The sequence below is a fragment of the Bacillus sp. FSL M8-0350 genome (assembly GCF_038593345.1).
GTDB lineage: Bacteria > Bacillota > Bacilli > Bacillales > Bacillaceae > Bacillus > Bacillus safensis.
Window position 1 is genome coordinate 414,753 of sequence record NZ_CP151985.1, and the last position, 12,674, is coordinate 427,426.

12 protein-coding genes and 1 pseudogene are annotated in these 12,674 nt (G+C 39.4%); 7 read left to right on the forward strand and 6 right to left on the reverse strand.

Going from position 1 to position 12,674, the window contains the following annotated elements:
- The first annotated feature begins 6 nt into the window (after positions 1 to 6).
- Entirely contained in the window at positions 7 to 567 is a 561-nt protein-coding gene (locus NSS80_RS01990; protein WP_041116650.1) for a class D sortase, read from the forward strand.
- 104 nt (positions 568 to 671) lie between these two features.
- Positions 672 to 956 (forward strand): AbrB/MazE/SpoVT family DNA-binding domain-containing protein, encoded by a 285-nt coding sequence (locus tag NSS80_RS01995; protein ID WP_041116652.1) that lies wholly within the window; start codon positions 672 to 674, stop codon positions 954 to 956.
- A gap of 40 nt (positions 957 to 996) precedes the next feature.
- Here the strand turns inward: NSS80_RS01995 and NSS80_RS02000 are convergent, their stop codons facing one another.
- From NSS80_RS02000 to tcyA, 3 genes are read right to left on the reverse strand one after another with little or no spacing between them, the layout of a single operon-like run.
- Positions 997 to 1,740, reverse strand: a complete 744-nt coding sequence (locus tag NSS80_RS02000) for an amino acid ABC transporter ATP-binding protein (protein ID WP_041089051.1) — start codon at positions 1,738 to 1,740, stop codon at positions 997 to 999.
- Positions 1,741 to 1,752: 12 nt separating this feature from the next.
- Positions 1,753 to 2,445, reverse strand: coding sequence for an amino acid ABC transporter permease (locus NSS80_RS02005; RefSeq protein WP_024424286.1), 693 nt, complete (start codon positions 2,443 to 2,445; stop codon positions 1,753 to 1,755).
- On the reverse strand, positions 2,432 to 3,247 hold the full coding sequence (gene tcyA, locus NSS80_RS02010; RefSeq protein WP_024424285.1) for a cystine ABC transporter substrate-binding lipoprotein TcyA: 816 nt from the start codon (positions 3,245 to 3,247) through the stop codon (positions 2,432 to 2,434). The genes NSS80_RS02005 and tcyA overlap by 14 nt, the downstream gene beginning before the upstream one ends.
- A 304-nt stretch (positions 3,248 to 3,551) precedes the next feature.
- Between tcyA and NSS80_RS02015 the strand changes: the two genes are divergently transcribed.
- Positions 3,552 to 4,166, forward strand: a complete 615-nt coding sequence (locus tag NSS80_RS02015) for a dienelactone hydrolase family protein (protein WP_111927535.1) — start codon at positions 3,552 to 3,554, stop codon at positions 4,164 to 4,166.
- 356 nt (positions 4,167 to 4,522) lie between these two features.
- Positions 4,523 to 5,914: an amino acid permease gene (locus NSS80_RS02020; RefSeq protein ID WP_044332722.1), complete on the forward strand. Its 1,392-nt coding sequence runs from the start codon at positions 4,523 to 4,525 to the stop codon at positions 5,912 to 5,914.
- Between the two features lie 89 nt (positions 5,915 to 6,003).
- Here the strand turns inward: NSS80_RS02020 and NSS80_RS02025 are convergent, their stop codons facing one another.
- Positions 6,004 to 7,170 (reverse strand): MFS transporter, encoded by a 1,167-nt coding sequence (locus NSS80_RS02025; RefSeq protein ID WP_317222585.1) that lies wholly within the window; start codon positions 7,168 to 7,170, stop codon positions 6,004 to 6,006.
- A 395-nt stretch (positions 7,171 to 7,565) separates the two neighbouring features.
- On the opposite strand from NSS80_RS02025, the gene NSS80_RS02030 reads away from it, so the two are divergent.
- From NSS80_RS02030 to NSS80_RS02040, 3 genes and pseudogenes are all read left to right on the forward strand, one after another.
- Positions 7,566 to 8,312, forward strand: coding sequence for an SDR family oxidoreductase (locus tag NSS80_RS02030; RefSeq protein WP_317222223.1), 747 nt, complete (start codon positions 7,566 to 7,568; stop codon positions 8,310 to 8,312).
- 14 nt (positions 8,313 to 8,326) lie between these two features.
- Positions 8,327 to 8,568, forward strand: a pseudogene (locus tag NSS80_RS02035) (IS1595 family transposase); the annotation flags it as partial.
- A 148-nt stretch (positions 8,569 to 8,716) separates the two neighbouring features.
- A complete protein-coding gene (locus NSS80_RS02040) occupies positions 8,717 to 9,694 on the forward strand; it encodes an HD domain-containing protein (protein WP_317222222.1) in 978 nt (325 codons plus the stop codon).
- A gap of 1,327 nt (positions 9,695 to 11,021) precedes the next feature.
- On the opposite strand, the gene NSS80_RS02045 is transcribed toward NSS80_RS02040, so the two are convergent.
- Positions 11,022 to 11,894, reverse strand: coding sequence for an alpha/beta hydrolase (locus NSS80_RS02045; RefSeq protein ID WP_317222221.1), 873 nt, complete (start codon positions 11,892 to 11,894; stop codon positions 11,022 to 11,024).
- A gap of 84 nt (positions 11,895 to 11,978) precedes the next feature.
- Entirely contained in the window at positions 11,979 to 12,596 is a 618-nt protein-coding gene (locus tag NSS80_RS02050) for a TetR/AcrR family transcriptional regulator (protein WP_317222220.1), read from the reverse strand.
- Positions 12,597 to 12,674 lie beyond the last annotated feature (78 nt).

Below are 12,674 nucleotides of genomic sequence, written 5' to 3' on the forward strand. Positions count from 1 at the left end.
CCAGTCATGTTTCAAAAATTCATCTCAGCGATAATGATCATAGCAGGGCTTTGTCTTGCGATTGTAGGATATTTGAATATCGTTGATGGACAAAAAGAAGTAGATCAGTCATTTCAGTCTGCACAAGCAGCCATTCAGCAAAAGGGGCAAACAGATTCCCCTTTTGCACCGCAGACTGGTGAAGCGATTGGGCTCTTGCACATCCCAAAACTAAAAACTGAGCTGCCGATTGTAGAAGGAACGGATGCAGATGATTTAGCAAAAGGCGTTGGTCACTTTCATGAGAGTTATTTTCCAAACGAGCACGGACAAATCGTTCTATCAGGGCATCGTGATACGGTGTTTAGACGAACAGGCGAACTTGTGAAGGGAGATCAATTGATTATCGAGCTTTCATATGGACGTTTTGTCTATGAAATCGAGAAAACAAAGATAGTGAAGAAAGATGATCAAAGTATTATTACACTACAACAGGAAAAGGAAGAACTTGTCCTGACAACATGTTATCCTTTTTCTTTCATTGGTCCTGCGCCAAACAGATATATTATTTATGGGAAGCGTGTTTAGCCACTGGATCAGCCTGCAACTTATCCTTTCACTAACCGATTAGAGCGATTCATTCCTTGATAAAAAGGGAATCGCCGATATCTAGAGATGCAGGAGGGGGCAATTTGTTAAATCAAGACTATGTAAGGTATATAGATAACTTTGGGAGAATTGTCCTTCCGACAGATATAAGAAAACGGTTGAAAATTCATCCCCAAGATTTTATGGAGATTTATCGAGAAGAAGACCAAATTGTGATGAAGCCGTATTGGCAGGACAAACCTTGTATCGTAACAGGACAAGTGACTTGTTCCAATAAGGTGTTATCCGGCGGGGTGGTCATCAGTCCAGAGGGAGCGAGACTGCTCCTGCAAGATTTACTGGCGCTTCGTCTGCAAAAAGAGATATAAAAAAAGGCTGTCCTCACGACGTGAGAACAGCCTTTTTTCATCATACTGGATTCAAAATCCGGTTTAAGAATTGTTTTGTTCGTTCTTCCTTTGGTCGTTTGAAGATTTCTTCCGGGGGACCTTGTTCGACGATGACGCCGCCATCAATAAAAATCACTTCGTCTGCTACTTCTTGGGCAAACTTGATTTCATGTGTGACAACTGCCATGGTCCAGCCTTCCTTCGCTAGATCCTTCATGACCTTTAAGACTTCCCCGACAAGCTCAGGGTCAAGCGCAGAGGTGGGTTCATCAAAAAGCATAAGCTCTGGCTGAATGGCAAGTGCACGGGCAATCCCGACACGCTGCTTTTGACCGCCTGACAGCTGGAATGGATACAGGTCTTTTTTATCTTCAAGACCGACCTTTTGCAAGAGCTGAATGGCTTCTTTTCGAACCATTTCCTTTGGACGGCGCTGCACCTGAACAGGACCTTCCATCACATTCTCAAGCACTGTGCGGTGAGGAAACAGGTGATAATCCTGAAACACCATTCCTGATTTCCGTCGAAGCTTCAGCAGATCAGCTGATTTATTTTTTTTCGAAAAATCAATCGAGAAATCATCGAAGGTAAAGGAGCCGCCATTTGGTATTTCAAGTGCATTTAAACAGCGAAGCATCGTTGTTTTTCCTGAACCAGATGGACCAAGAATCGCCACAACCTGCCCTTTGTTGATCGAAAAATCAATCGACTTTAAAATCTCATTTTCCCCAAAGGATTTCTTTAAGCCTTTGACTGTTAGCATGTCGTTCCCTCCTTACCTTGCGACATATCGATCAAGTCGTTTTTCAATTTGATGCTGAACGAGCGATAGAATGAAGCAGAATACCCAATAGATGAGGGCTGCTTCCATATAAATAAACAAGATTTGATCCAAGTTCGCCGCAGCAATCTCCTGTGATTTACGGAACATCTCTGCCACGAGAATTTGGGAGGCAAGGGATGTATCCTTCACCAAACTAATGAATGAATTAGACAGTGGGGGAATTGATACACGCACAGCCTGCGGTAAAATCACGCGGACGAGCGTTTTGCGATGTGTCATCCCAATGGAATAACCAGCTTCCCATTGTCCTTTTGGAACAGACAGGACAGATGCACGGATAATTTCCGACGCATACGCACCTACGTTTAAAGAAAAAGCAATAATGGCACTTGGATATGGATCAAGTGTGATATTAAATGTCGGAAAGAAATAGAAAATAATAAACAATTGCACAAAAAGCGGCGTTCCGCGAACGGCCGACACATAGATGGAGAAAATCCATCTGAGGGCTTTAATCTTAGACATTCTAGCAAGAGCTGTCACAAGCGCGATAAAAATACCAATAATAAAGGCAATGATGGCGAGGGGAATTGTATAATAAATCCCCTGCATCACCATTGGCCAAAAAGATTGCTGAAGAAGATCCCAAGGAATGACGACTCCCAGGATATTATTTTGTAACATCTTCACCAAACCATTTCTTAGAAATCTTAGCAAGTGTACCGTCTTTCTTCATTTCTTTTAATGCGCCATTCACTTTGTCAACGACTTCGCCGCTGCCTTTTCTGAATGCGAAATACGTTTCTTGAGGATCTCCTGTTTCAAATGCAACTTTTAGGTTTTTGTTACCGCTTGTTTTCAAGTAATTCAATACAGCCAATTTGTCATTGAACGTTAGATCAGCACGTCCTTGCTGAATCAATTGAATGGATTGTGCAAGACCTTCAACGCCTTCAATCTTAGCGCCAGCATCTGTTGCTAATTTATTGTAGTTACTTGTTAACGATTGTGCTGCTTTTTTGCCTTTGACATCAGATAGTTTCTTGATGTCGTTGTTATCTGATTTTGTCACAACAATAGCTTGAGATGTCGTGTATTTATCAGAGAAATCATATTGATTTTCACGTCCAGTTTTCCCAACTTGGTTTGCTACCACGTCAAAACGTTTTGCATTCAGTCCAGCAAACATACTGTCCCATTGTGTTTCTTTGAATTCAGGTTTTAAGTCAAGACGTTTTGCTACTTCAGTGATGACTTCTACATCGTAGCCAGTTAATTTATCTGTCTTTTTGTCATGGAAGGTGAAAGGAGCATAAGTTCCCTCTGTTCCGATGGTTAATACACCTTTATCCTGAATGGATTTCCAAAGGTCTCCTGATTCCTTAGACCCAGATTGTTTATTCGCGTTGTCGCTTGCACCAGATCCACATGCCGTGATCAATGCAACACAAACGCCTAAAATAATGGCAAAGAACATTTTTTTCATTTTATTCCCCACTTTTCTTGTTGGTATTTACAACATATGATCTTACAGAGAAGCAACCTAAAAGTAAAGCATTTGAAACTAGCTTGAGCGAATCTCACCAACTTTATGCCCTCAAACGGTCGAACGGACAAACGATAGAACTATACCCAAGTTAAAAGGTGAATAAAACCATACACAAGTTCAAGATGATTTGATTGGTGGAACGTTAGATAAACGATTCGGGTAAAATATGCTATGATCATCCCAACGAAATTTTCCAATCGATTCAATTGACTTCTAAGAAACAAAAGGGAAGTGTGAACATTTGCATACATCGAAACAAAAACCTGTCATGATCTTAATACACGAAATATACGGAATAAATGATCATATGAAGAGTATGATCCATTATTTCGACACAGCTGGTTTTGAGGTTTATTGTCCTCATTTATTGGGACAGGCGAAGCACTTCCCTTATGTCAGTGAAAATGAGGCTTACGACTACTTTATGAATAAAGTTGGTTTTGATAAGCCGGTAAAGAGTGTACTGAATCTGGCAAAAGAGTTAAAAACGAAGAATGCCGCGATAGATATATTTCTGCTAGGTTTTAGTGTGGGGGCAACAATTGCCTGGCGATGCAGTCAAAATGATCAGCTGTTTACCGGAATCATTGGATTTTATGGTTCGAGGATCAGAGATGACGTCGATCTTGCGCCTGCCTGCAAAACGCTGTTATTTTTCCCGGAGATCGAAGCATCCTTTCATCCAAGGGAGATTGCGAGTGTTTTGGAGAAAAAGGAAAAGCTTTGCGTGACAATAGTAGAGGGTGAGCATGGATTCGCCAATTCATATTCTGCGGCCTTTCACGCTGAATCTAAAAAGCGCTGCTTTCAGAAAATAGATGAATTTATCAAAGTGTGTTTGCTAAAAGCAGAATGACTTGTGACTAAAGTGATCATAAGAACTGTCTAAAATGAGACTCGAAAAGAATGAAACGAAACCAGTGTGCAACGATAAAGTTTCAAGCTGGTTTTTTTGTGCAATATTTTAGATATATCGCATCCTATCAAATGACCAGATCCACCACATAGTTGTGCGAACATTACTAAAATAAAGACTTTGAGACAGTGACCATAGAAGGGAGCATATTTATTATAAAAGATGTATAATTAGTAGGTTGTTTTGAAAATGGAATGAATCACATGGAGACATGTTTTGATAACAGAGCATCTTAGAAGAAGGAGGGCATCATTGTGGATGTTGGACAAAGTCAGCCTGAACAATTGAAAAGGGCGATGACCTCCCGCCATTTATTTATGATTTCACTTGGCGGTGTCATTGGGACAGGCTTTTTCTTAGGAACGGGCTATACGATTGGACAAGCAGGGCCAGTCGGAGCTGTTCTTTCATATATTGTGGGCGGATTGATCATGTATTTAACCATGCTGTGTCTTGGTGAGCTGTCGGTTGCACTTCCTGTGTCGGGGTCGTTTCATACGTATGCGACGAAATTTGTCAGCCCGGCAGCGGGTTTTGCTGTCGGCTGGATTTATTGGCTCGGCTGGGCAGCAACGGTCGCCCTTGAGTTCTTATCAGCAGGGCAGCTGATGAGGCGCTGGCTCCCGCAAGTGGATGTGTGGATTTGGTGTCTCATATTCGGACTCTGTCTTTTCTTATTAAATGCCCGGTCAGCGAAAGCGTTCGGGGAGTCGGAGTTTTTCTTTTCTACCATTAAGATTATTGCAATTTTACTCTTTATTGGCGTAGGCGGAGCGGCGATGTTTGGGTTTATTGAAACAACAAGCGGTGAACCCGCCCCATACTTCAGCCATTTTGTGAGTGACGGGCTGTTTCCAAATGGCCTGCTCGCTGTTGTGGTTACGATGATAACAGTAAATTTTTCGTTTCAAGGAACAGAGCTGATCGGGATTGCGGCAGGTGAAAGTGAAAACCCTGAGAAAACCGTTCCCCGCTCGATTCATCAGACTGTATGGCGTACACTCGTCTTTTTCGTCTTATCGATTTTCGTCTTAGCGGGTATGGTGCCTTGGAAGGAAGCTAGTGTGCTGCAAAGCCCATTTGTTACTGTGTTTGAGAGAACGGGCATTCCTTTTGCGGCAGACATCATGAACTTTGTCATTATCATTGCTTTATTATCTGTTGCGAACTCTGGCTTGTATGCATCAACGAGAATGCTGTATTCCTTATCGAAGGAAGGAATGGCAGGAAAAGCGTTTAGACGCGTCAATCAGCGCGGTATTCCGATGAATGCCTTACTGCTCACGTTCCTGTTTACAGGGATTTCGCTGTTATCCGGGTTTTTTGCAGAGAAAACGGTATTTGCCTGGATCGTGTCCATTGCCGGCATGAGTGCCCAGACAGGCTGGATCACGATTACATTATCACAGCTGCTTTTCCGTAGAAAATACTTGAAAGCAGGCGGAAAGCTGGAAAACTTAAAATTTAAAACGCCTCTTTATCCGGTGCTGCCAATCATTGCGATCACACTGAATACCATCGTATTGGTCAGCCTTGCCTTTGATCAAGAGCAGCGCATCGGGCTATATGTCGGTGTACCGCTCATGATCATTGGGTATATTGTCTATCACCGCTATGTGAAAAAGCATCAGGCGAAAAGTGAACCGCTGAAGCTGCAAATTCATGGAGATGATGAGATCCGGTTTTAAAATCAAAAAACACTAAATGTAAGATATTTAAAAACACCTCTGATATCAATCTGAAGGTGTTTTTTTTGAAGTGCAACTAACAACAAAAGTTAGTTCATATCCTGTTTAAAATCTTGTTGTTCAAAATGTTGGCGCTTATTCTGATATCCTACGTTATTATTACCCCAAAGCTTCTCGTAATCCCATCCTGTTAGCGCTTTCAAAACACTTCTTGTTTCATCATCAGCCTGTTCCATTGAACCATTATTCTTTAACCTATTAATTTCATTAATCATAATGGAATGAGTTTTCTTAGATAATTTAAATTTAAATGAAATAACTAAACTAATCCCGACTAGCCCTACAGTTCCGAAAAACAGAATACCTACAATCCCATTTATTGCTGTCGTAGACTGTGTCGTCGCGCTTGCAACGAATCCACTTTCCTGTAAAATAACTCCTACCAAGAATGTGGCTAAAGCTGTAGTACTCTTGCGTGTAAACGTCATAATACCTGCAAATATTCCTTCTCTTCTTTTACGAGTGACCATTTCATCTACATCAGGAATGAAAGTGTAAATATTCCATGGTATATAATATAATCCACTCTTTCCGATGCCTAAGATAACAGAGAAAGCATACAGCGCTATAATCATATAAGCTGGTTGTGTGAAGTATAAAAATATATAACCGCTGATACATGTAATAATCGCAATATAAGATATTTTCAAAGATGGCGCAGGACCTATTTTAATCACGAGCCAACCAAACAATATTGTACATACCATTTGAAGTAATGAACCAATAGATAATAAATCAGCTGCCAGCACTGCATCTTTATTTAAAGAAAACACAACAAAGTAGACAAAGACAGCGTTTAAAATATCCATGGCCGTAAACGAACAAATATACATCGTGAGGTGCTGACGGAAACTTCTTATTCTAAAAGTAGATGTTAAGTCAATGATGACTTTTTTGATGGATTCTATAGCAGGTACTTTTTCTACACCATCAGGTTCTATCATGTCTTCTTCTATTTTACGTTCCCATGTTGTTCTATGTGTAATTAATAATGCAGCCATAAAAATAAAGGTGAAGATAATCCCATTGTAAAGAAAAACTTGAGGTGAATCTTTTCCGAATATTTCGAATAATCTGCCTGGAATAAAGGTAGCTAAAAATGTTCCTAGTCCTGAATAGATTAATCTTATTGTTGAGAGCTTGGTCCGTGCATTAAAATCATTCGTCATTTCAGCTCCAAGAGTTTCAAATGGAATTAATACATGACCTTATCGGGAGGCATTGTATTAAGTCCAGAAGGAGCAAGAATCCTATTAGAGGAAATATTGTCATTGGAAGAGTGAAATCTGGAAAGGTGCACCCGTCTTTAATTCGTGATTTAGCTCATTTGGATCTCCCAAGGCAGCTTGCTTTGTTCGGATTTTCATCACATCACAACAAAAAATCTTTCAGGAGTATGATACTGCATAACATAGGGGATAACACTATTGGTCATTGAGGGCTTTCTCCGATCAAGCATAATGCTTGATAAAGGAGTGTTATAATTTAAAATAGGTATAATTATAAGTTATGTAGAGGATTATCTACATAACTTATAAAAATTAAGATACCGTTTCGGGGACCGGGGTGTCTACTTTGAAAATAAAGGAGAATGATTTACGTGGAACTAACTGGGAAAGTAGCAATAGTAACCGGTGGAAGTAAAGGTATAGGCAGACAGATAGCAATACAGCTTGCTGAACTTGGTGCAAATGTGATCATAAACTTTAGCAGCAATGATGTAGATGCGAAAGCTGTTGAAAGAGAAATCGATTCTAAAGGTGGAAATGCTCATATAATAAAATCCGACATAAGCACAGTGAAAGGGGTAGAGCAATTATTTTCTGCTGTACTTGATGCAGTCGGAAGAGTTGATATTTTAGTAAACAATGCTGGTGTTATGAACCTTAATCCAATAGAGAATGTCACAGAAGAAGAATTTGACCGGCACTTTAATATTAATGTTAAAGGAACATATTTTGCTATGCAACAAGCCAAAAAGCACATGGAAGATGGGGGAAGAATCATAAACCTATCAACTTCTGTAAACGGGCAAATGTTCCCAAATTACAGTGTATACGCTGGCACTAAAGGTGCAGTTGAACAATTCACAAGACAATTGGCAAAAGAATTCGGAAGTAAAGGGATCACAGTAAACGCAATAGCTCCTGGTCCAGTTGGGACTGATTTGTTTCTAGAAGGTAAAACGGAAGAACAGATAAAAATGTTAGGGAAAATGAACGCAATGAATCGATTAGGCACTCCAAGTGATATTGCGAATGCTGTAGAATTACTTGTCAGTGAGAAATCCGGTTGGATAAATGGGCAGACAATTAGAATTAACGGTGGTTTTATTTAGAGGTATGGATTGTAATGACTTTAAAAGAATTGATAGCGGAGATTAAAAAAGTTGAATTAAGCAGAACAACATCGTTTAAAAGAATTCTTTATCATTAAAACTCGGACTGAAAAGTGTTGAACGGCAACGATACCGTTGTAAAGATTTCCGAAAAACATTTACTGATGTGATTTCTATACCTCTTTATCGTACCCATAAACCTGATAAATGGTTGAATTTCATTAAATGTATGTTAGAGGGTTATTCTCTTCGTAAATTTTTCTTGGATATTGTGAAGCATTGAAGTCTAATGCATCTATAACAAAAATGCTTGTGTAAAGCTGTTTATTCTCCACAAGCATAACAAATGAAAGGATTAGACTATCAAGTTTCAGCAATTAGTGTTTAAAGGGGACGTAGGGTAAATGAATATAACAGATAGTATTTATGGCGATTATTTAATAGATGGAATTCTTGAAGAACTTATTCTTAGTAATCCAGTACAAAGACTAAAGGGCGTTTACCAAGGAGGAGCAAGTTATTTTGTTAATGAAAAGTGGAATGTAACGAGGTATGAACATTCCATAGGCGTAATGTTCCTAATAAAAAAACTTGGTGGCTCTTTAGAAGAACAAATCGCAGGATTACTTCACGATGTATCGCATACTGCATTTTCACACGTTATTGATTTTGTGTTTGAAAATAAAAATGAAGATTACCACGAAAAAATTTATCATCAAATCATAACTGATTCAGAAATCCCTCGTATCCTTAGTAAATACGGATATGATTATAAAAAAATTCTTTTAGACAGCTCTAAGTGGAACTTGCTCGAACAACCAGCTCCTGAGTTATGCGTTGACAGGATAGATTACACTTTGAGAGATATGTATCGAGGCGAAAACACTACAATAGAAGAAATTGATGTTTTCTTAGGTAATCTAATTATTAGAGATGGAAAAATATACTTAAAGGATATAAAAGCTGCTGAATGGTTTGTAAGAACTTATTACCAAGAGGTTATTGATTTCTTTATGAATCCTCTTAATATTTATGGTTATGATTTTTTGGCTAAGACTTTAAAAATCGCTTTGGATAAAAAAATAATTAATACCAATACACTACTCGGAACGGATGAAGAAGTAATGGATTTATTGCGTTTATCCAACGATATAGAAGTTGAAAATCTTTTAAATCACATACATCGAAGTGTAATTGTTAAAGAAGATAAGATCGAATATCATTTGCATCGTAAAAAGAAAGTGAGGTTAATTGACCCATCTGTATTCTATAATGACCAACTTATACCTTCTTCTGAATTATCATTTGAAATTAAGCAGATGAACGAAAATGCTAAGAGAAAGGCTGAGGAAGGTATGTATGTAAAAATAATTTCAAACTAATTTACTTTTCCACTTTAGATATAATAAAAATATTTTGAGACTTTCAATAAGAAGTCCTAAAATATTCAAGAAAAAACAACAAAAAATTTTAACATAGCCTAATTAAAAAAACATACAAGTCCGGTATGAAATAAATTCAAGAAGCCGTTAAGGGCTTCTTTTTTATGCAAATTGAAAAAATGAACAGGCTGAAGATTCTTCACTTTATAAGATTATGTTTAGAAGGACTTGATACCTGTCGTATTTCGATAGACATGCTGGTAAGATATATTTAGAAACGTTAGCAAGCGATAGACCTCGCCCCATTCTGTAACGAAAGGGGTGAAAGAGATCATGTCAAGTCGTGTTCAAAATAATCAATACAACAAAACACGTCAAGAACATAAAAAAGACCAGAAAACCCTGAGACGAAAGCAGCTGGTAAAAAATACAGCTAAAACTTTCGGAATCCCATTGGTATTGTCCCTCGTCAAGACTATATCCCATTGGTATTGTCCCTCGTCAAGACTATATCCCACTGGATTTGGGCTAACTGGTTCAACAGGTTCTAACTCTCACTAAAATTTAGGTTAAGTAAGGGGAGCACAACTTTTCTCTCGTCAATTAAAGTTGTTCTATCACGTTTCTGTTTATTGAGGGCTGCCTTTGCTTTTACCTAAATCATTAGTATTGTTATCCTTAGTATATGTTTTTAAACATAGAAAAAGCACTCCAGTAGTCAACTGAGTGCCCAATAGTAAATCATTTGATTTTCATGGTGAAACCAAATCCATTCACCATAATGCTGCACTCTCCGAAAGAGACATGCCAGTCGTGTGATCGACCTCGTCATGATCGATCTAATAATCAATACAAGTTAAGTATAAACCAAAGAAAATAACACTTCAATATTTTTGCGGCTTTTTGTGTAAGAATTTGATCAAGTCAGAAACCTTAAATGTGTACTAATAGGTGGCAAGCATAAGACCAGCAACAGAAAATCATATAATGAAGCTGAAATTTGTTCAATCATTGGTTAGGTATGAAATATTGAGCTATCTGGAGAAAAACAGAGATCGGCTTTTTCTTCATGAAGGCCAATTTTTTGATTATTTCCCAAACGCTAAATCACTCCTGAAGACGGAATTTGCCCGAATATGAGGATCGGCTAAAAAAAAGACTTCCCCGAAGGGTAATTATGTAAACTTACTTTTCGTAAGTTTACATAATTATTACCGAATTATCCACTGCTTGATGAGAAAACGCCAGGTGCTTACACTTCTGTCATGAAACCGAGATAGCTGAATATAAACAAGAGCTGGCACAAGTATGAAAAAACAGAAATGGGTCAGCTCGTATACTTTTGTTTTTTGAGATGTCCTATCAGTGCCCTAAGAACATCATCAGGTCGCTCTTCAACAAGAAAATGGCCAGCATCCACTGCGTGACCAGTGACATGTGGGAACCACACCCGCCAAGCATCGAGAGGATTGAGGTGATGAGCTACTACACCTTTGTTGCCCCATAGAACAAGGCAAGGTATATGACTTATTCGACCAATATCAGCGCGATCATGGTCGATATCGGTCGTTGCAGCAGCCAAATAGTCACAGCACCACGCCGCGATGACTTTCGGATTGAGTGCAACTCTTTCATATTCAGCCAAAGCTTCGGGTGCAAATATTGTGAGTTCACCTGATAGCCCCACCAGCGCAGAATGCAGAAACATCACTGGATCTTTACTAATAAGGCGCTGAGGTATTTCTCCTGGTTGCGATAGGAAGAGCCAATGATAATATCTTCGAGCTAGCCAATCATCCATTGTACGCCAGACGTCCAACGTTGGAAGTATATCAAACAATGCAACTGTCCGAACCGCATCGGGGTGGTCAAGAATCATTCGATGAGCTGTTCGGGCACCACGATCATGCGATACGACATGAAAATTGGTGTGACCAAGATGCCGCATCAGTAAAATCTGATCCATTGCCATAGCACGAAATGTAAAGTCCCCGTCGTGGGCAACGGAATCCCCATAACCGCGAAGGTCGGATACGACAACCTTATAAGACTTTGCAAGTTGTTCGGCTATGGGATGCCACATCACATGAGTTTGCGGATAGCCATGGAGTAAAAGGAGCGGCTCTCCTGAGCCGCCGACCAAGGCATGAATAGTCGCACCGTTTGTCTGAACATTAATTTCCTTAAATCCAGAAAACATAAACATCCTCCCTCTAATTATTAAGTGAAACTTTCCTATACTCTATCTTTTAGAGATACAAGAGAAAAACGACCTGCTAGATGATTATCTGGTTTGCGTAGAAGATAATACATCCCACACACTCATGAGTTGAGTTATAGCCGCATCAATTATCTCATAGGGGACATTGTCCCTGGCTTGTGTAGAAATTCCATGAAGAAAAGTTTCAAATAAAGCGACCAACATGTCGATATCTGTCGAAACGGGCAGTTCATCATTTGTTACAGCTCGCTCTATACAACTTTTCATCCAACTGCGAATTTTTTCCCGTTCTTTGGCGAGCATTTCTCGGATGTGATTTTGCTCGGGAGAACAAGTAGTAGCAGACAAAACCAACAGACAGCCTAAAGGGTGTGATCCCTCAGTCTGCATCTTTGCAGACCGACGTAATCCTTGCTCGATGGCTGCTTTCGAGGTAATACTTGTGTCAAGAAAACTTTTTGAAACTTGGCCATAAGAGGAAATATATTGATCGATTACTTCGCGGAATAATGCTTCCTTGGAATCGAACGCTGCGTAAAAACTTGCTGCTGATATATTCCCCATCGCAGTGCGCAACTGGGCTAGTGACGTAGATTCATACCCGTGTTCCCAGAACAGATGCATGGCGGCAGAAATCGCTTCATCACGATTGAATGCTCTTGGACGTCCTGTTCGTGACATAACATAACCTCCCTCCCTAAAAAGCTTTTCATCCTAATTTTATCAGATTAAATCACAAGCTTTGTTTAAAGTTCATCC

Bases quoted from the DNA above. Each gene is read 5' to 3' on its own strand.
- tcyA (WP_024424285.1), bottom strand. From the start codon at position 3,247: ATGAAAAAAATGTTCTTTGCCATTATTTTAGGCGTTTGTGTTGCATTG.
- NSS80_RS02020 (WP_044332722.1), top strand. From the start codon at position 4,523: ATGACCTCCCGCCATTTATTTATGATTTCACTTGGCGGTGTCATTGGG.
- NSS80_RS02000 (WP_041089051.1), bottom strand. From the start codon at position 1,740: ATGCTAACAGTCAAAGGCTTAAAGAAATCCTTTGGGGAAAATGAGATT.
- NSS80_RS02045 (WP_317222221.1), bottom strand. From the start codon at position 11,894: ATGTTTTCTGGATTTAAGGAAATTAATGTTCAGACAAACGGTGCGACT.
- NSS80_RS02030 (WP_317222223.1), top strand. From the start codon at position 7,566: ATGATTTACGTGGAACTAACTGGGAAAGTAGCAATAGTAACCGGTGGA.
- NSS80_RS02050 (WP_317222220.1), bottom strand. From the start codon at position 12,596: ATGTCACGAACAGGACGTCCAAGAGCATTCAATCGTGATGAAGCGATT.
- NSS80_RS01990 (WP_041116650.1), top strand. From the start codon at position 7: ATGTTTCAAAAATTCATCTCAGCGATAATGATCATAGCAGGGCTTTGT.
- NSS80_RS02005 (WP_024424286.1), bottom strand. From the start codon at position 2,445: ATGTTACAAAATAATATCCTGGGAGTCGTCATTCCTTGGGATCTTCTT.
- NSS80_RS02040 (WP_317222222.1), top strand. From the start codon at position 8,717: ATGAATATAACAGATAGTATTTATGGCGATTATTTAATAGATGGAATT.